This window comes from Mesorhizobium sp. LEGMi-168a (assembly GCF_058312955.1).
On the sequence record NZ_JBZEGV010000002.1, the window covers coordinates 15,613 to 33,537 of the forward strand.

Annotated in this window: 20 protein-coding genes; 11 read left to right on the forward strand and 9 right to left on the reverse strand. The window is 64.1% G+C overall.

The window, feature by feature from the left end; all coding sequences use genetic code 11:
* Positions 1-65: 65 nt before the first annotated feature.
* The gene (locus AC4FWB_RS03410; RefSeq protein WP_491024361.1) at positions 66-680 is read right to left on the reverse strand and encodes a LysE family translocator; all 615 of its coding nucleotides are present in this window, start codon (positions 678-680) and stop codon (positions 66-68) included.
* 334 nt (positions 681-1,014) lie between these two features.
* Between AC4FWB_RS03410 and AC4FWB_RS03415 the strand changes: the two genes are divergently transcribed.
* Together AC4FWB_RS03415 and AC4FWB_RS03420 are read left to right on the forward strand one after the other, a co-directional pair.
* Positions 1,015-1,419 (forward strand): YciI family protein, encoded by a 405-nt coding sequence (locus AC4FWB_RS03415; protein ID WP_491024362.1) that lies wholly within the window; start codon positions 1,015-1,017, stop codon positions 1,417-1,419.
* Entirely contained in the window at positions 1,416-2,681 is a 1,266-nt protein-coding gene (locus tag AC4FWB_RS03420) for an RNA polymerase sigma factor (RefSeq protein WP_491024363.1), read from the forward strand. Before AC4FWB_RS03415 ends, AC4FWB_RS03420 begins: the two co-directional genes overlap by 4 nt.
* Before the next feature lie 220 nt (positions 2,682-2,901).
* Here the strand turns inward: AC4FWB_RS03420 and AC4FWB_RS03425 are convergent, their stop codons facing one another.
* From AC4FWB_RS03425 to AC4FWB_RS03435, 3 genes are all read right to left on the reverse strand, one after another.
* Positions 2,902-3,354, reverse strand: coding sequence for a hypothetical protein (locus AC4FWB_RS03425; RefSeq protein WP_491024364.1), 453 nt, complete (start codon positions 3,352-3,354; stop codon positions 2,902-2,904).
* A gap of 110 nt (positions 3,355-3,464) precedes the next feature.
* On the reverse strand, positions 3,465-3,827 hold the full coding sequence (locus tag AC4FWB_RS03430) for a DoxX family protein (RefSeq protein ID WP_491024365.1): 363 nt from the start codon (positions 3,825-3,827) through the stop codon (positions 3,465-3,467).
* A 23-nt stretch (positions 3,828-3,850) separates the two neighbouring features.
* Positions 3,851-4,273 carry a VOC family protein gene (locus tag AC4FWB_RS03435; RefSeq protein ID WP_491024366.1) on the reverse strand — a complete coding sequence of 141 codons (423 nt, stop codon included), beginning with the start codon at positions 4,271-4,273 and terminating at the stop codon, positions 3,851-3,853.
* 196 nt (positions 4,274-4,469) lie between these two features.
* Here AC4FWB_RS03435 and AC4FWB_RS03440 point away from each other — a divergent pair, with 196 nt between their 5' ends.
* Positions 4,470-5,225: an AraC family transcriptional regulator gene (locus tag AC4FWB_RS03440; RefSeq protein WP_491024367.1), complete on the forward strand. Its 756-nt coding sequence runs from the start codon at positions 4,470-4,472 to the stop codon at positions 5,223-5,225.
* A 15-nt stretch (positions 5,226-5,240) separates the two neighbouring features.
* Here the strand turns inward: AC4FWB_RS03440 and AC4FWB_RS03445 are convergent, their stop codons facing one another.
* The 3 genes from AC4FWB_RS03445 to AC4FWB_RS03455 are packed head-to-tail and all read right to left on the reverse strand — an operon-like array spanning position 5,241 to position 7,380.
* Positions 5,241-6,089 (reverse strand): 23S rRNA (adenine(2030)-N(6))-methyltransferase RlmJ, encoded by an 849-nt coding sequence (locus tag AC4FWB_RS03445; protein WP_491024368.1) that lies wholly within the window; start codon positions 6,087-6,089, stop codon positions 5,241-5,243.
* A 7-nt stretch (positions 6,090-6,096) separates the two neighbouring features.
* Entirely contained in the window at positions 6,097-6,720 is a 624-nt protein-coding gene (locus tag AC4FWB_RS03450; RefSeq protein WP_491024369.1) for a hypothetical protein, read from the reverse strand.
* A 12-nt stretch (positions 6,721-6,732) separates the two neighbouring features.
* Positions 6,733-7,380 carry a TetR/AcrR family transcriptional regulator gene (locus tag AC4FWB_RS03455; RefSeq protein ID WP_491024370.1) on the reverse strand — a complete coding sequence of 216 codons (648 nt, stop codon included), beginning with the start codon at positions 7,378-7,380 and terminating at the stop codon, positions 6,733-6,735.
* 137 nt (positions 7,381-7,517) lie between these two features.
* On the opposite strand from AC4FWB_RS03455, the gene AC4FWB_RS03460 reads away from it, so the two are divergent.
* From AC4FWB_RS03460 to galE, 4 genes are all read left to right on the forward strand, one after another.
* A complete protein-coding gene (locus AC4FWB_RS03460) occupies positions 7,518-7,988 on the forward strand; it encodes a carboxymuconolactone decarboxylase family protein (RefSeq protein WP_491024371.1) in 471 nt (156 codons plus the stop codon).
* Between the two features lie 285 nt (positions 7,989-8,273).
* Positions 8,274-8,624, forward strand: a complete 351-nt coding sequence (locus AC4FWB_RS03465; protein WP_491024372.1) for a hypothetical protein — start codon at positions 8,274-8,276, stop codon at positions 8,622-8,624.
* A 534-nt stretch (positions 8,625-9,158) separates the two neighbouring features.
* Positions 9,159-10,220 carry a UDP-glucuronic acid decarboxylase family protein gene (locus AC4FWB_RS03470; protein WP_491024373.1) on the forward strand — a complete coding sequence of 354 codons (1,062 nt, stop codon included), beginning with the start codon at positions 9,159-9,161 and terminating at the stop codon, positions 10,218-10,220.
* A complete protein-coding gene (gene galE, locus AC4FWB_RS03475) occupies positions 10,217-11,353 on the forward strand; it encodes a UDP-glucose 4-epimerase GalE (RefSeq protein ID WP_491024374.1) in 1,137 nt (378 codons plus the stop codon). The genes AC4FWB_RS03470 and galE overlap by 4 nt, the downstream gene beginning before the upstream one ends.
* A gap of 151 nt (positions 11,354-11,504) precedes the next feature.
* On the opposite strand, the gene AC4FWB_RS03480 is transcribed toward galE, so the two are convergent.
* A complete protein-coding gene (locus AC4FWB_RS03480) occupies positions 11,505-12,047 on the reverse strand; it encodes a DUF995 domain-containing protein (RefSeq protein ID WP_491024375.1) in 543 nt (180 codons plus the stop codon).
* A gap of 344 nt (positions 12,048-12,391) precedes the next feature.
* On the opposite strand from AC4FWB_RS03480, the gene AC4FWB_RS03485 reads away from it, so the two are divergent.
* From AC4FWB_RS03485 to AC4FWB_RS03500, 4 genes are all read left to right on the forward strand, one after another.
* Positions 12,392-14,005, forward strand: a complete 1,614-nt coding sequence (locus AC4FWB_RS03485) for an ArnT family glycosyltransferase (RefSeq protein ID WP_491024376.1) — start codon at positions 12,392-12,394, stop codon at positions 14,003-14,005.
* Between the two features lie 127 nt (positions 14,006-14,132).
* Positions 14,133-15,050: a lysylphosphatidylglycerol synthase transmembrane domain-containing protein gene (locus AC4FWB_RS03490; protein ID WP_491024377.1), complete on the forward strand. Its 918-nt coding sequence runs from the start codon at positions 14,133-14,135 to the stop codon at positions 15,048-15,050.
* A gap of 5 nt (positions 15,051-15,055) precedes the next feature.
* Positions 15,056-16,132: a glycosyltransferase family 2 protein gene (locus AC4FWB_RS03495; RefSeq protein ID WP_491024378.1), complete on the forward strand. Its 1,077-nt coding sequence runs from the start codon at positions 15,056-15,058 to the stop codon at positions 16,130-16,132.
* Between the two features lie 34 nt (positions 16,133-16,166).
* Positions 16,167-17,150: an NAD-dependent epimerase/dehydratase family protein gene (locus AC4FWB_RS03500; RefSeq protein ID WP_491024379.1), complete on the forward strand. Its 984-nt coding sequence runs from the start codon at positions 16,167-16,169 to the stop codon at positions 17,148-17,150.
* A 122-nt stretch (positions 17,151-17,272) separates the two neighbouring features.
* On the opposite strand, the gene AC4FWB_RS03505 is transcribed toward AC4FWB_RS03500, so the two are convergent.
* The gene (locus tag AC4FWB_RS03505) at positions 17,273-17,680 is read right to left on the reverse strand and encodes a hypothetical protein (protein ID WP_491024380.1); all 408 of its coding nucleotides are present in this window, start codon (positions 17,678-17,680) and stop codon (positions 17,273-17,275) included.
* Positions 17,681-17,925: the final 245 nt, after the last annotated feature.

Consider the following 17,925-nt stretch of genomic DNA (forward strand, 5'->3'; position numbering starts at 1 on the left):
GCTGATAGCCGAGGCAAATCGCGCCGACGATAGCTCAGAATTTGGTCAAGGCGGGATCGCCGGCGTCAGCGGACGGCGACGACCGCGACGCCGGCGCCGATCATCACGCCGCCCGCCGCGCGGTTCACCCGGCGTACGATCTTCGGTGTGCGCAGCAGTCTGCGGGCGCGGCCGGCCAACACGACGTGACCGCCGATCACCACGACCTCGACAGCCACGATCACGGCCATCAGCACGCCGACGCGACCAGCGTCGAGCGAGGCGCCGACGACATTCGGCAGCAAAGCCAGGTAGAACAGCGGCATCTTCGGATTGCCCAGATTGAGCGCGACCCCCGTAGCGAAAATCGCAAGCAACCCGCGCCGCTCGGATACGGGCTTCAGTTCCGGCACGACGGGCGCGGCACTCCATAGCCTGATGCCCATCCAGATCAGGTAGGCTGCGCCGGCATAGCGAAGCGCCGTCATGAGGATCGTCATTTTGGCGGCGACAATAGACAGGCCGAAGGCCGCGAGGATCAGGAAGATGAGGATGCCGAACACCGTGCCGATCCCGTAGGCGATGCCCGATGCGGGGCCGTTGGAGATCGTGCGGGCGACGATCGTCATATTGTCGGGCCCTGGGCTGGCCGCGAACACGAAGAAGGTTGCCGCGAAGGCAAGTATGGTCGCAAAATCCATGAAAACCCCCGAAAGTGATTTGTGCTCTCGGGCGATCAGATTAGCCGATTTGCCTTGCCGCGATAGCCGGCAGGCTCACAATATTCGCGACCGGGCGAAGAGCGGGCCCCAGTTGCCACGGATACGGTCGGGCTTCTGAAAGGGCCGAACTTACCTGCGTGGCAGCGAGAGGTCGGGCGATCCTGCCCTTGGCAATTGGCAGGCGTGCGGACTGAGGAGCAAACCAGACAGAAGCGCGCTTAGCGTCGGCGCCTTAATTTTTCGCGCCGCCGTCGATTCCGCCCGGCCTCGTTCGTCATAGGATCGAAGCAACCCAACCGAAAGGAAGACATCCATGCGCTTCATGATGCTGATGATCCCCGGCGGCTATGCAACCGCGGCGCCCGACGTAAGGCCAGATGCCAAGGCGGTGGAGGAGATGATGAAATACAATGAGGAGCTGAAGCGGGCCGGCGTGCTGCTGGCGCTCGACGGGCTGCATCCACCGTCGGTGGGCGCGCGGGTCTCCTTCAAGGGCGGCAAGCCGACCGTCACCGACGGTCCCTTCGCGGAGGTCAAGGAAGTGCTTGGCGGCTACTGGGTGATCGACGTGCGCTCGCGCGAGGAGGCTATCGAATGGGCCCGCCGCTGCCCTGCTGGAGACAATGACGTCATCGAGGTCCGCCGCGTCCTGGAGATGAGCGATTTTCCCGAGGACGTGCAGAAGGCGGCCGAAGGCTTCAGCGGGCTGAAAGGTTGACCGCAACCGTCGAAGCGGTCTGGCGGATCGAGCAGCCGAAGCTCGCCGCCAGGCTAACCCGCTATCTGCGCGATGTCGGGCTGGCCGAGGAGGTCGTGCAGGATGCCTTCCTGCAAGCGCTGGAGCGCTGGCCCCGGGACGGCATCCCGCGCAACCCGGCCGCCTGGCTGACGCGGGTCGCCACCAACCGGGCGCTCGACCGGCTGCGCCGCACCGTGATGCTCGACGGCAAGCACCGCGAGCTCGCGATCGACCTCGCCGAGCTGGAGCGCGAGATGCCCGACATCGAGGCGGCGCTCGACGAGGACATCGACGACGACCTGTTGCGGCTGATCTTCACCGCCTGCCATCCGGTGCTGCCGGCCGAGCAGCGGGCGGCGCTCGCCCTGCGGATGTTGGGCGGGCTGTCGACGCCGGAGATCGCCCGCGCCTTCCTGGTGCCCGAGACCACCGTCGCCCAGCGCATCGTGCGCGCCAAGCGGGCGCTGCGCGATGCCGGCATTGCGTTCGAGACACCGCGCGGAGAAGACCGGCGCGAGCGTCTCGCCGCCGTACTGGAGGTGGTCTACCTGATCTTCAACGAAGGCTATGTGGCCTCGGCGGGCTCGGACTGGCTGCGAGCCGATCTCTGCGGCGAGGCGTTGCGCCTCGGCCGATCGCTGGCGGCGTTGATGCCGGAAGAGCCGGAGGCGCTCGGGCTGGTCGCCTTGATGGAGTTCAACGCCTCGCGCTTTGCCGCCCGCACCGACAGAGCGGGCAATCCGATCCTTTTGCTCGACCAGGACCGCAGCCGCTGGGACTGGTCGGCGATCCGACACGGTCTTGAAGGCCTCAATCGAGCGATGGCGCTCACGCCGACGCCGGGCCCCTATCTGCTGCAGGCGATGATCGCCGCCTGCCATGCCCGCGCGCTGCGCGCCGCCGACACCGACTGGATCGCCATCGCCGCCTATTACCAGGCGCTTGCACTTGCGGCGCCTTCGCCCATCGTCGAAGTCAACCGCGCGGTGGCGGTCGGCATGGCGTTCGGAGCGGCCCAGGGCCTTGCGATCGCCGTCACGCTGCAAGACGAGCCGCGGCTCAAGGACTCGCATCTATTGCCCACGGTGCGCGGCGATCTCTTGGAAAAGCTCGGACGAACAGAGGAAGCGCGCGCCGAATTCCGTCGCGCCGCCGAACTGACAGGCAATGAGAGGGAACGCGCCCTGCTGCTCGGCCGGGCCGATGCGTGCGGCGTCCGGGAGGATATCAAGAGCAGGTAAAGGACGATAGGCTGGAGGGACAGCGCCCCCCTCTGTCCTGCCGGACATCTCCCCCACAAGGGGGGAGATCGGATGTCGTGTCGGCTTTCGCCAATCTCCAACGCTGCAGAAATGAGCAAGGCGGCAAAGCTGCCAATCTCCCCCTTGTGGGGGAGATGTCCGACAGGACAGAGGGGGGCGCCGTGGAGCGCCGACCTCAGCGACTAGTAACTAGTGGGCTTTACCGCAGCACGCGGCAGCGGCCGTTATAGACCATCCAGCGGTCGAAGCCCGAGACGCAGAACTCGACATTGTCACCGATCGAGGCAAAGCCCTGGCCTTCCTCAATCAGGTACCAGATGGTGCGGTCGCGGCCATCCGACAGGCTGACGGTGGCGCCGCAATAGCGGCGGCCGATCGGCCATTCGTCGCTCGCCGGCAGGTAGCGGTGCTGGTGGATGTTGTGAAAATCGGTGATCGCGACATCGGGAAGGTGCGGAACGTGATGCACCTGGTAGGTGAAGCGGTCCGTGATCTTGCTCAGCACCCAGCTTTCGCCGCAGACGCTGCCGTCATCCTCGGTATAGACCGAAAGGTCGGCGGCGTGCGCTGCCTGGCTGAAACCAAACGACGTGCCAAGCGGCGTCAGAAGCGAAATCAGCGCGGCAAGGGCGGAATGAGCGAAGCGAGTCATGACAGCCTCTCGAGGTCGGTTGCGCGCACTGTGCGGATTCGCCCGGCGGCGGTCAAGCGGTTGTGAGGACAATGGTTTCCCAAAAGATCGCTGCAGATGCCGCCTGGTTGTCAGACCGTTCCAGACACCAGAAGTCCGCCGATGACGGCCAGGTTGATCAGGAAGGCATTGCGCAGCACCTGCCGCTCCGGCTCCTCGGAGGCCCAGAAGCGCAGCAGCATGACGTTCGCCGCCAGCGTGAAGACGACGAGCGCGCCGGCGGCGAAAGGCACCGCGAAGCCGAGCGCCAGCATCAGGCCGGCGACGATCTCGAGCGCCGAGCCGGCGGCCAGCATAGGCGCGGGAGCCGGGAATTTCCGGCTCGCCAGATAGTCGCGCATCGCGTTGAATTTCAGGAAGTGCTCAATGCCGGCGAAGACGAACACGCCGCCGATGAGAAGCGTGCCTATCGCCTGGATGGCATCAATGGGCATGTCGCCCTCCTGTGAGCTTTTGCTCAATCCTTGGGGACAAAAGCGGGGTTGTAGACGACCTCCCAGAGGTGATCGTCCGGGTCCTGGAAATAGCCGGCATAGCCGCCCCAGAAGGTTTTTTGCGCCGGCTTGACCACGCGCGCGCCGGCCTTGACGGCCTCAGCCATCGCCGCGTCGACCTCGGCTTCGCTCGCCACATTGTGGCCGATGGTGAATTCGGTCGGGCTGCGCCCGCTCTGCGGCACCGTGGCGTCGTGGGCGATGCTCGAGCGTTCGAAGATGGCGAACTTCAAACCGCCGGCGAGCTCGAAGAAGGCGACGGCGCCATGCTCGAACTCGCGGCCGATGATGCCTTCGGTCGGCAGGCCGAGACCGTCGCGATAGAATTTGAGCGATGCTTCGAGATCGTCGACGCCAAGGGTGAAGACGGTGATGCGAGCTTTCATTTCTCTCACTCCTTTCTATATTCGTGACCACGTCCGGGGAACGAATGCGGTCTGATGGAAGCGCCTGAAGCGCCGTGACGTTGCACTCGTTTTGCCATGGATGAAGCGGCCGGCATTGAAGATTTCGGCCAAAATGGCCCCCAAAACGACCAGTGTGTCGATCCGCCGGGGAATGCCGGACCAGATCGGAGAAGACATGGAAGCGGTATTGGCCCAGTCCACCGGCTTCTTTCGGGAACGGCCCGCCGCCGCGGGCCTGACCAGCGCCTTTTCCGCCGTCTGGGTCCATCGCATGCAGGATGAGGACGTTCCGCCGATCGTCATCACGCCGGACGCGACCATCGACCTGCAGTGGATCGACGGCCGGTTCCGCATCGCCGGGCCGGACAAGGAACCGCAGATCGAGCGACCGCTGGCCGGGTCGGTGATCGTCGGCTTCCGCTTCCGGCCGGGAGCCGCCGCCGGCTGGCTCGGCGTGCCGGCCGGCGAGATCGTCGGCGGGCGGCTCGACCTCCGCGAACTCTGGGGCACGCGCTCCCGTGAGTTGTCAGACCGTATCAAGGCCGCGCCGGACCTCGCCGCCATGGTGCGGCAATTGGAAGAGGCGATCGGCATGCGTACGGAAGGGCGCGATGCGCTCGACCCGCTGATGGGCAGAGCCTTCGACGTCATCGATGGGGGCTTGCCGCCGGAAACGCCGCTGGTTCCGTTCCTGCAACGCCACCTGCATTTGAGCGAACGGACGCTGCGGCGCCGCTTCGAGGACGCTTTCGGCTACGGCCCGAAAACGCTCGACCGCATCCTGCGCTTCCATCGCTTCCGGCGCCTGCGCGACAAAACGGGAGAGGCCTCGACCGCCCTGCTCGCCGTCGAGGCCGGCTATGCCGACCAGGCGCATCTGATCCGCGAGAGCCGGCGGTTGACCGGTGTGACGCCGTCCGCGCTGGCGTAAGAGAACGCGGGCGCTCTACTCGCCAGCCAGCCAATCAGTCGTCCAACGCGACGGCTGCTCCACCGCGAGCAGCCGGTGCAGAGCCGGGAGCATGATCCGCAATTCGCCCTCGAGCGCATAGGGGGGATTGACCACCACCAGGCCACTGCCGTCGAGGCTGGGTTCGTTCGAGGCCGGCCGGATCTCGAAGCCGATGTCGAGCAGTTTTGGAATGCCCGTCTCCTGCAGCGCCGCGCGGAAGGCGGCGACCGCCTTGCGGTCCTTGATCGGGTACCAGAGCGCGTAGATGCCACCCGGCCAACGCCGGTGCGCCCGGAGCAGGTTCTCGACGAGACGCGGGAACTCGCCTTCTTCCTCGAAGGGCGGGTCGACGAGCACCAGGCCGCGCTTTTCCTTCGGCGGCAGATGGGCACCAAGCGCCAGCCAGCCGTCGAGCTCGATCACCCGCGTCTGGAAATCGCCGGCGAAGACGGCTTTTAGCCGAGCCGCGTCCTCGGGATGCAATTCGATCGCCGTGAGTCGGTCCTGCTTGCGCAGGAGGTGGCGCACGATCAGCGGCGAGCCGGGATAGCAGCGAAGGCTGCCGTCGGGATTTTCGGCACGCACCGCTTGCAGATAGGGCTCAAGGAGCGTCGCCGCCTTCGGCTCGAGCGTGGCCTCGAACAGCCGGCCGACGCCGCCCTGCCATTCTCCGGTCTTGCCGGCCTCGACCGAGGCGAGATCGTAGCGGCCGATACCGGCGTGGGTATCGATGACGCGGAAGGCCTTGTCCTTCTGCTTGAGATAGTCGACCAGTCGGCTGAGCACGGCGTGCTTGACGACGTCGGCGAAATTGCCGGCGTGATAGGCGTGGCGATAATTCATGCCGCCCTCACCTTTGCGAACCGCCGCGGCCCCAGCGCGGCGGAGGCGGCTGCGAGTTGGGATTCTGCGGCGGCTTGCCATCACGCCCGAAGACCAGCGAGAGCACCAGCCCGACCAGGCCGATGCCCATCAGCGCATAGCCGGCCGGCCGCGCCCGTTCGTCGATCGAACCGGTTCCGGCGCGCAAGACCAGATCGACGGCGCGCATGTCGATGCCGTCGGCATCGCCCGGACCGACGGTGAAGACGTAAGGTCCCGGCGTGACCTTCTCGATCACGCCCGCCTCGTCGCGAAACATCTTGTCGGGCAGTTGCGGGCTCACCTGGCGCGGGTTGTCGGTGTGGTTGAAGGACAGCGTCGAGGCGAGCGCGGTGCGGCCGCCGCTTGCCGCGGTCAGCGTCAGCACCGTGCGCTGCTGCGAGGCGACGCGCTCGGCCCGCGCGGTGAGGTCGACCAGCACACGGACAGGCGCATCGCTGGCCGCGAGCTGAATAGTGGCCGGCCGGAAGCGGCCGCCCTCATAAACGCGGTATGTGCCGATCGCGTGGCCGGAGAAGTTGCTCATCGCCCAAGGGTAGAAGACGCCGATGGCGGCACCGGCGATGAGAACAAGAACCGAGAGGAAGCGCATCGAAAGTCCTGGTTATTTCTTCATCCGGCCGCGATCGCCGCTACCTTGCGCGGATTCGCTTCGGGCAACTTCGCGAACCCGCTCCATCTCGTCCAGAAGCATCTCCAGGCCAAGCTCGAAGGTTTTGTCGAAGCCGGCTGCGCCAAAATAGGCGCCGGCGGCCATGACGCTGGGATAGTCGCGCGCAACTTCCTCGTCGCTGACCGTGGTGACCGCCGACGGGCCTTTGGCGTAGCCAGCGGTCTCATCGAGGATCGCGCCCATCAGATAGTAACCGGCGGCGCGGAACAGGCGGGCGCTGAGCTCGGGCCCGAAACCGCCATCCTCGAACAGGCCGATGATGGCATTCAGCTTGGCAAGGCAGGGCGGCGAGTTCATCCGGTAGACCACGATGAACGGCGCGAATGCCGGATGCTCGGTCGCCACACGCCGGAACTCCTGCATGCCGATGCGCGCACGGTCGCGCCAGGGCAGACTGTTGTCGGGGATCACGAGCCCGCTCATCTGGCGGTCGACCAGCGCCTCGAAGAGATGCGCCTGCGAGGGGAAGTGATGGTAGATGCTCATCGCCTCGCAGCCGAGCGCGGCGGCTAGCTTGCGCATCGAAAAGCCGGATAGCCCTTCCCTTTCGATCACCTCGAAGGCGGCGTCCTCAATCATCTCGCGGGACAGTTTTCCGCGGGTTCGTATTTTTTTGCTTGGTGAGTCCATTGGCGCCGCTTGACAACTTACACTGTAAGGTTCATTTTCCACTCCACCTTACATCGTAAGGCTAGCAAAAACCAGAGGAGAACATCGTGTCAGTCATTCGCATCCTCGCAAATGTGCATTCCTGCCTACGTTCCGCATCGCTGCTCGCCGCTATCGCGCTCACCGCGACCTTGACCGCAGTGCCGGCCAGAGCCGACGACTACGACGCCGCCGTCAAGGACATCCAATCGACCATGGGCGGCGTGCCCGGCTTCCTGAAACAGTTCCCGAAAGCCGGTCTGCCCGGCGCGTGGGCGGAGGTCAAGGCCATCGAGCTCAGCGACAAGACGGCGCTGTCGCCTAAGGTGAAGTCGCTGATCTCGCTCGCTGTCGCAGCGCAAATCCCCTGCAGCTACTGCATCTGGTCGGACACCGAGAACGCCAAACGCGCCGGCGCCACCGACGAGGAGATCCAGGAGGCCGTCGCCATGGCCGCCTTAACCCGCCACTGGAGCACCATATTCAACGGCATGCAGGTCGATCTCGCCCAGTTCAAGAAAGAGATGGGCGGGGAGTGAACTCCGCCGCCGCATATGCCTGAAAGCAAACGCATGGCCTGCTGCTTCGCAGGCCATGCGTTTATCGCGAGCGCGACAATCTTCAGCCATTCGTCCTGACAACCGGCGGATGTGAAGGGCCCACCCGCGCCCCTTCGGCACTCCGGCCGAGCAATTAAGATCCAGCCACACGTCAAACAGCTATCGCTAAATTAACCAAGTTTGCCATAATGTGCACGGGGTGGGTTGCTAGCCAATGATTCGGGTACAGGGGGCCCCATACGCCTAAGAGGATTTTTGATACTCATGGCTCACGATAAACAAAACGCGCAATCACCTGGAAAATTTTTTTTCGTTCCAAGCAAAATTTTTTATAGTTCCTTGATTTTCAGCACAGTTCTAGCGGTTTCTGGCTGCCAATATTTCAATTTCGGACAACCGACCGCATTCAGCGCGTCGCAGAGCGGCAGCGCCGCCTTGGTCAACTTGAAACCAAGTCGAGTTGCGCAGACAAGAACAGTTCCTGCCTCGATTACCAGCGTGAGCGTCAATCCCTATTTTGGAAATGCCGCGCATATCTGCAGCCCGAGCGGCTTCGGACAGCAGTCCCATTGCTTCGCCAGAGGCCCGGTACCGCTTTCAGCACAAAATATCTAATATCCGATCCGCTGTCACAATAAAGACAAACGCGCCGAGCGCCGGCGTGTAATCCTATTTTCGTGCATCTCTTTCAATATTCTTGGCCGCACGGCAGGCTTTTTCGCGCGCAAGCTCCGGTGAGCTAGGCTGGCACAGTAAGCTTTTGCCGACACACGAGCAGCATGGCCGCGATACTTTCTGCTACCGACTCATCCAATCCGTACCAGTTATGATTAACCGCTCACAAACAAGCAAGGTTAACGAAACGCTAATTTAGTTGACTACGCTGTCCACAGGTATATTTTTATATGCGTTGGGTGTGCAATTTGGGCGAGCAGTCCGCGGTGGTGGCAACCATATTCGTGGATCGCGACTTAGGGGCGAAGGGACGCTGAGCGGCAGCAAATAAGCCGCACGGCAAGAGCTCCGCGAACTCAGACAAACACTTCGGTCGATGGCGGTTCCGCGCATGCGGAACGCCGCCATGGTTTCACCTGGTCGGGCAACGCTGTTGTCCTGGCCGGAGCGATAGTGTGTGTGCGTGAGGGAGCCATGAGTAAGGTTGCCAAGGTCTTGAAGCTGAAAGGCGGACCAGGTCGCAGGGGTTTCGATCGTGGTCGCGCTCTGGTCGCCGGCGGAGCGGGTTTCCTGGGCTCGCATTTGTGCGAAAGGCTGCTCGCCGACGGCTATGAAGTTATCGCGCTGGACAATTTCCACACCGGCAAGAGATACAATCTCGCCAGTATAGCCCACGATGCCTCGTTCACCTGCATCAAGCACGACATCATCGACGACCTGCCGGCGGACTTCACTGTCGACGAGATCTACAACCTCGCCTGCCCCGCCTCTCCGCCTCACTACCAGGCCGATCCGATCCACACCTTCAAGACGAGCGTGTTCGGCTCCATCAATCTTCTGGAGCTCGCCAGGCGCCATAACGCCGAGATCTTCCAGGCCTCGACCTCGGAGGTCTATGGCGATCCGCTGGTGCATCCGCAGCCGGAAGGCTACTTCGGCAACGTCAACACGCACGGCCCGCGCTCGTGCTACGACGAGGGCAAGCGCTCGGCCGAGACGCTGTTCTTCGATTACTCGCGGACATACGGCATCGATGTCCGCGTCGCGCGCATCTTCAACACCTATGGTCCGCGCATGCAGCCCGACGACGGCCGCGTGGTGTCGAACTTCATCGTCCAGGCACTGCGCGGCGACGACATCACCGTTTATGGCAGCGGCACGCAGACGCGCTCCTTCTGCTTCGTCAATGACCTGATCGAAGGCTTCGTGCGGCTGATGAACGCCGCGGCGGTGCCGCAGCACCCGGTCAATCTCGGCAACCCCGTCGAGTTCACCATCATGGAACTGGCCGAACTGGTCATCGACTATACGAATTCACGCTCGCGCATCGTGCACCGGCCGCTACCGGTCGATGACCCCAGGCAGCGCAGGCCCGATATCTCCTTTGCCAGGCAGCATCTCGGCTGGGAACCGAAGGTTGCGCTGAGCGAAGGGCTCGCCCATACCACGGCCTATTTCGACGCGTTGCTGGGCTGCCGCCGGTTCGTCGTCCCGCAAGCCGTCCAGGCGTCCTCTGTCAGGGAGGCAACGGCATGACGACCCGCCGCCCCGTTCTGGTGACGGGTGGCGCCGGCTTCATCGGCAGCCATACTTGCAAGCTGCTCGCGGCGGCGGGCTACCTGCCCGTGGTCTACGACAATTTGAGCCGCGGCAACCAGAAGGCCGTCGCCTGGGGTCCGCTGGCCGTCGGCGACATCCGCGACCGCGAAGCATTGCAGCGGGCGATCGACACCTACAAGCCGCTGGCGGTCATCCATTTCGCCGCCCTTGCCTATGTCGGCGAGTCGGTCAGCGAGCCGGCGGACTATTACGCGACCAATGTCGGCGGCACGATCGCGGTGCTGGATGCCGCGCGGACAAACGGCATCGACAAGGTGATCTTTTCCTCGAGCTGCGCAACCTACGGCGTGCCGGAGGCGCTGCCGGTCAGCGAGACTTCGCCGCAGAGGCCGATCAGCCCCTATGGCCGCAGCAAGCTGATGGGCGAAGAGATCATCAGGGACTATGCCGCAGCCTATGGCATGAAATATGCGATCCTCCGCTACTTCAACGCCTGTGGCGCCGATCCCGAAGGCGAGCTTGGCGAGTGGCATACGCCCGAAACCCATCTCATTCCGCGTGTGCTGATGGCGGCGTCCGGCATGATCGAGGCGATAGAGGTCTTCGGCACCGACTACGAAACGGCGGACGGCACCTGCGTTCGCGACTACATCCATGTCAGCGACCTTGCCCGCGCGCATCTCAAGGCGCTGATGCATCTCGAGGCCGGCGGCGACAGCCTGTCCGTCAATCTCGGCACCGGCAAAGGCATCTCGATCAAGGAAATCCTCGAGGCGGTCGGGCGCATCACGTCGCGCCCGGTGCCGGTTGCCTACAAGCCGCGCCGGCCCGGCGACCCGGCTGGGCTTTTTGCCGATCCCAGCCTGGCGCGCGAGCGACTGGGCTTCATAGCGGAGAATTCCGACATCGACACCATCGTCAGGACGGCAGCGCCCTTTTTCGGGCTTGCTCCGATCCCGGCGCCAAAAGCTTTCAATGGGTCCGCCGCCGTTTCGCGCGCGAAACGCGCGCCGCACGGCGCGGGCGCAACGAAAAAACGCCAGCCCGCAAGGCTGGCAGTCGTCCCTGTGAGTACTGTGTCGGGGCGCGGGCTCGCTGAGCTGGGTTGAGGGCTTGTCTCAGCGAGCCTCTTCATTTCGGGCGGGGGACTGCTGGAGCGGTTCAGCTTTCAACGGAATGGCTGACCCGCTCCAGCTATCTGTCTCTAGGCAGAGAAACGTCACAGGGCTTTCCGTCCGGAATTGCCCAAGCCCGTCCAGCCTAGCTCTTGCTGTCGACCAGCTTGCGGGTCTCGTCGAACTGCGTGCCCTTGGTGTTGCCGGCCTCGAATTTCTTATGCTCGTCGGCGGGATCATCCTTGGCGTGCTTGAAATCGTACCACTCGCCGTCAGGATCCTTGCGCTGCTCGATGTTGCCGCTCTCGATGCGGTGGCTGTAGCAGGTGCGGTGCGGCTTGGTGGTGTAGGTCTTGGACCTCCAGGCAAGCTCCATGCACATCTTGCCGGTGTCGGTCACCAGCCACCGCCCCTCGGCGACGGCGGGCTTGTCCTGTCCGGCCGTCCAGGCCTGCAGGCGCCTGTCCAGTCCGAAATAGGCGGCGCCGTTCTTCCAGTTCCAGGTGCGGTCGGCATAGAGAAGCTGCAGCTCGAACGCCGTCGGCGCGGCTTCGGGCTTGGCAGCGGCCTCGACAGCCGCGCTGTTTTTCGCGGCGGCGGCATCGGCGGCGCCTGCAAACGCGAGCTGGCCGCAGGCAATGAGGAGCGGCACCAGCCAGCCGCGCGCCGCAAGCCGGCGGACGCTCATGCCCGGTTTAGATGGAAAAGCAGTTTGTCCTGTCGTGTCGATGAGCAAGCGCATGTCGATAGCCCCCACCTCGACCCTGTCACGGTCGGGTCGAGTAACCATGGTTTGGAAGATTTTCTTCAGGGCTTTTCGCGTTTCGTCGCAAGCCCGGGCCCGTCAGCCCGGGGCGGCGCGATCAGCGCCCTTGAAACCATTAACAGCCGCGCGAGGCGCCATGTCAACCGAGTCCAAGTCTAAGCATCGCTACAAGCTGTTATTTAACCACGGGTATTACAATCTTGTGATACTCTGATGGTGTTTTGCGATCATACTACGCTAGCTTGGGTGGGATGGGGCGGCTCCAGATGACGGGCAACACGGAAACGGCCGACGTCCAGGGCGTGGCGTTGCCCGGCCGGCGGGCCGGGGCTCGCATCCGTATCGATTTCAATACTCTGATCTTGCTGGCCATCCTGCTGGTGGCGGCAATCGTCCGGTTTCACAACATCACCCAGCCGCTTGTCGACGCTTTCAGCTGGCGCGAGACAAGCACTGCCATGATGGCCGACAATTTCCAGCAGCGCAGCTGGAACATCTTCTTTCCCGAAGTGAGCTGGACCGGCCCCGGGCCGAGCTATCAGGGGCGGGAATTCCAGATCGTCAGCTATCTCACCGCCCTGCTCTATCAGCTCTTCGGCTGGCACGACTGGTTCGGCCGGATGATCGCGGCAGCGTTCGGCATGGTGACGGTATTTTCCCTGCATCGGTTGACCGCGCTCTGCTGGGACGAGGCGCATGCCCACGCGGCGGCGCTCGCCTATGCGCTGATGCCCGGCCCGGCGATGATCGACAGCTCGTTCCTGCCCGACCCCTCGATGCTGGCACTGGTGACGCTTGGCGTGTGGCTGTTCGCGAAATACTGGGCCGGCGGGAAGGCATGGCTGCTGCCGCTGGCGACGCTCAGCTTCACGCTGGGCGCGCTCGCGAAGCCGCCCGGACTCGCCGCCGGCGCGGTCATCTTCTACCTGATGGTTTGCTGGATCGTTGCCGGGAAAAGAAGGCACGCGGCCGGGGTGTTCGCGGCCGGGCTGCTGAGCCTCGTCATCATCGCCGCCTATTTCAGCTGGGCGATCTATCTCGGCCGCTCCTACCCGCCGTATCATGTGGCGGGCAGCGGCTATATCTGGGATTCCGGCTTCTCGACATTCTTCAAGAACAGTTTTTACCTGAAATCCGTCTGGAACACGTCGGTCTGGTGGTTCTACGGCTATCCGTTCATGGCGCTGATCGCCGTCGGATTCTGGATGCCGCCAAAACCTGCCGAGACCAGCGAGCGAGCCCTTTCGGCCATTCCGTATGTATGGCTTGCGGCGGCAGCGGTCGTCTATGTCGCCGCGGCGCGCGAGATCACCAGCAATCCATGGAACTACCACATCTTCAATGTGCCGCTGGCGATGTTCTGCGGCCGCGGCGCGCTGGTGCTGGCGACGCTCGGCACCGGAACAGCACTCACCCCCGCCGTCATGTTGCGCTCGGCCTTCATCGCGGCGCTGGCCCTGGCGCTGTCGACCGTTCCTCTGCTCAAGACGATGAAGGCGCCGATCGCCATGAACGGCAAGCTGCTCGGCGAGGAGCTGGCGCGCCTCGTCCAGCCCGGCGAGCTTGTCGTGGCCATCGCGCCGGAGGCCGGTGACCCCGTCGCGATCTACTACAGCCGGGTCCGCGGCTGGGTATTCCCGCCCGGCGGCGGCGATGTCGAATGGTCGAAATTCGCCGAGGACGACGCCACCGCGATCGCCCAGCTCGAGGATCTGCGCACCCAAGGCGCGGATTATTTCGGCACCGCCAAGAACGCCGCCGACAAACGGGACCGTCTGTTCGTAGAACATCATGACGGGGTGGTCGACTACCTCAACAAGACCGCAACCAAGCTTGTGGATTCGGACAAGCTGCTGGTCTATAGGATCACCCGCCCGTGAGGGAGCGGCGCCTGTTGAGGCCGGGCCATGGCCTTTCGGCGGCAAACGGCTGTCGGCGGACGGCCGCGTACCGATGAACGTTGCGCCGCAGCCGCTGACGCGGCAACGGAAGCCGGCGGAGAACTGGTTGAAAAAAGCATTCTCGATAATCGTCACCCTGGCGCTGCTGGCATGGCTTGCCAGCGACTCGCGCTGGAAGATGGTGGGCGACGCCTTCGCCAGCATCAGGCCGGGCGCCTTCGCGGCGGTGACCCTGGCTCTGTTCGTCACCTATGTGCTGCGCGCGCTGCGCGTCTGCGACGAGTTCCGCGACGAGGTGAACGGCCGCTTCGGCGCCTGCCTGCGCGTCATCCTGATCCACAACGCCATGATCAACGTGGTGCCGTTCCGCGGCGGCGAGACCGCCTTCCCGCTGCTTTTGCGCCAAGTGTTCGGCATTTCGATCGTGCGCGCCAGCGCTTCGCTTTTGTGGTTCAGGCTGCAGGACGCCTTCGTCGTCGGCGTGCTTGCCTGCCTGGTGTGGCCGGGCCTGCATCCGGCGCTCAGGGCCGCGGGCATCGCGGCGCTGATTGCCGTCGCCTGGTATCTGCCGCGCTGGGCGCGCGCGCCGCACGACTGGGCCGGACGCGGCAAGATCGTTTCGAAGCTCGGCAAGCTGCGCGACATCTTCACCGAGGCGACCGGGCGCTCCCGCTACGGCTGGTGGTGGACGGTCGCCAACTGGACGCTGAAGCTTGCCGTGCAAGGATGGCTGCTCGCCATGCTGCTCGGCACCACCTTCCAGACCGCCTTTCCCGGCGCTGTCGGCGCGGAAGCCGCCGCGATCCTGCCGGTGCAGGGCGTCGCCGGTTTCGGCACCTATGAGGCGGGCGCCGCCGCGGCGCTGCTCTATTCCGGCATCGCCGTGAAGGACGGCCTGCAGGCGGCGCTGGCGCTTCATCTCTTCATCCTCTGCTCGGCCGTCGCCACCGGTGCGATCGCCTGGCTGTTTCCCTCGAAATCGAAGCTGCCGGAGACCCCGGCCGCGGGGCCCGCAAGGAAATGACCGCCATGGATCTGCTTCCCATCCCCCAAACGGGACTGCCCGCCGGCGCCGTCATGCCCGAGCACAAGCTGTCCATCGTCATTCCGATGTACAACGAGGCCGACAATGTCGAGCCGCTGGTTGTGCGCATCCACCAGGCGATGGAGAACTACAGCCAGCCCTGGGAAGTCGTGCTTGTGGACGACGGCAGCACCGACGCCACGCCGAACGAAATCCGCAGGCTCGCGGCCGAATATGGTCCGCATGTGCATGGCGTGGAGCTGGTGCGCAACTTCAAGCAGACCGCGGCCATGCAGGCCGGCCTCGATGCCGCCCGCGGCGACGTCATCGCGACGCTCGACGGCGACCTGCAGAACGATCCGTTCGACATTCCGCGTATGGTCTATCGCCTGCTGACCGAGGACCTCGACCTCGTCGCCGGCTGGCGCAAGAACCGCCAGGAAGGTTTCTGGATGCGCCGGCTGCCGTCACGCATCGCCAACTCGCTGATCGCGCGTGTCACCGGCGTCAAGCTGAAGGACTATGGCTGTAGCCTGAAAGTCTTCCGCGGCAGCGTCATCCGCAGCGTCCGGCTATACGGCGAAATGCACCGCTTCATCCCGGCCTGGCTGGCGACGGTGACGACGCCGCGCCGCATCGCCCAGGAAGTGGTGACGCACCACGCCCGCATCCACGGCCAGTCCAAATACGGCATCTCCCGCACCTTCCGCGTGGTGCTCGACCTCGTCTTCATGTTCTTCTTCATGCGCTATCGCACGAGGCCCGGCCATTTCTTCGGCGGCATCGGCATCGTGCTCGGCGTGCTGGGCTCGCTGGTGCTCACCTATCTGTTCAGCCTGAAGGTGTTTTTCGGACAGGACATCGGAACGCGCCCGATGCTGTTCACCGGCTTCTTCCTGGTGATCGCCGGCCTGCAGATGGTGACGTCGGGCGTGCTCGCAGAGATGCTGTCGCGCGTCTATCTCGAGGCAAATGTCTCCCTCGCCTATGTGGCACGGCCGCAGCCCGCGCATGGCGAAGGCGATGGCTGGCACTTACCGAGCCCGCCGCCGGGCAACAAGACCAGGTCACGCCGGAAATGATCCAGAACGCCCTGTTTTCGCTCGAGGTCCGCGCATGACCATCCTGGTGACCGGAGCCGCAGGCTTCATCGGCAGCCATGTCTGCCAGCGCCTGCTCGCGCGCGGCGACGACGTTGTCGGCGTCGACAGCATGAACGCCTATTACGATCCGGCGCTGAAGGCGGCGCGGCTCGCCAGGCTTTCCGGCAACAAGCGATTTTCGTTCCATCAGCTCGACATCGCCGAGCCCGGCGCGCTGGCAGCGAAGCTGAAGGGCCAAAAGGTGAGCGGCATCGCTCATCTCGGCGCCCAGGCGGGCGTGCGCTACTCGCTCGAAAATCCGCGCGCTTATATCCACGCCAACATCGCCGGTCATCTGGAGGTGCTGGAGCTGTGCCGCGCGTCGCCCGAGATCAAGCATCTCGTCTATGCCTCGTCGAGCTCGGTCTATGGCGGCAACACCAAGGTGCCGTTCGCGGAAACCGACCGCGTCGACAATCCGGTGTCGATCTACGCGGCGACCAAGAAGGCCGACGAGCTGATCAGCTCGACCTATTCGCATCTCTACGGCCTGCCGCAGACCGGCCTGCGCTTCTTCACCGTTTATGGTCCCTGGGGGCGCCCGGACATGGCCGCCTGGATCTTCACCGAGGCGATGCTGGCCGGCAAGCCGATCCGCGTCTTCAACCATGGCGAGATGTGGCGCGATTTCACCTATGTCGACGACATCGTCGACGGCGTGCTTGCGGTGCTCGATCGGCCGCCGCCAGCCGACGGCCCCAGGCATCTGATCTACAACATCGGCAACAGCCAGCCGGTGCATCTCGGCCGCTTTATCGAGACGCTGGAAAAGCTGCTCGGCGTCAAGGCGATCCGCGACAACCTGCCCATGCAGCCCGGCGAGGTCGAGAAGACCTATGCCGACACCAGCGCGCTGGAGCGCGACTTCGGCTTCAAGCCGAAAGTGTCGATCGAGGAAGGGCTGGCGAAATTCGTCGACTGGTACCGGCAGGAATGGCGGCCGGAGGGCAAGAGGTAGCGCGCGGTCCGGCGCAATCCTCTCGCCCCCGGCTCTCGCCCCCCCGGCGACGGTTCAGCGCGCGGCAGGCCGAGCGCAGATGTTGGTTCAACGCGCCCGGCAAGCCGAGCGCAGATGTTGGTTCAACGCGCCCGGCAAGCCGAGCGCTGGCCAAAGCCGCTCGGGCCGCAAATCCAGGGCGAATGGCCAAGCAGCGGGCCCGCGCTGCCCAAGCTGTAGGAAACCCTGGTCGGCGCCGGCGTGCGGATGCGCTGCGGCCGCACGAAGGCGGCATAGGCTTCTTCCCTCACACGCGTCACGCTGGTCATCTGCGTCAGCGGCTGGCGATGGACCCGATAGAGTTGCTTCTTCTTGACGTAATGGATCTTGTTGCCGAGCGCGTTCACTGCGGGCTTGTTGCCGCCGATCGAGCTGGTCTTGGCCGTATCCATGGTCTGGCAACCAGATACCATCGATACCAATGCAATAGCGGCAAAGGCCTGGGCATATTTTCTGCCGACCGCCGCCGCGCTTTCCATGAATTTCTTCATTGCCGTCCCCTGCCGTGAAATATAGTTCACCAAGGCGCGAAGATATATTTCGCACTGCTTTCTTTCGCGCCCGGCGTGAGCGGCCTTTCGCAGCTCACATCATGGCTTAATATTAGAGGAGACTTATTAAAATTTGCGCAAACGACATGATGAGCGCCATCTTTCGGCGCTCGATCGACTCTTATTAAAATTTGAGCTTTTGATGGAGGACGACAATCCAAGGGAACCGGTCAGCCGAGCAATCC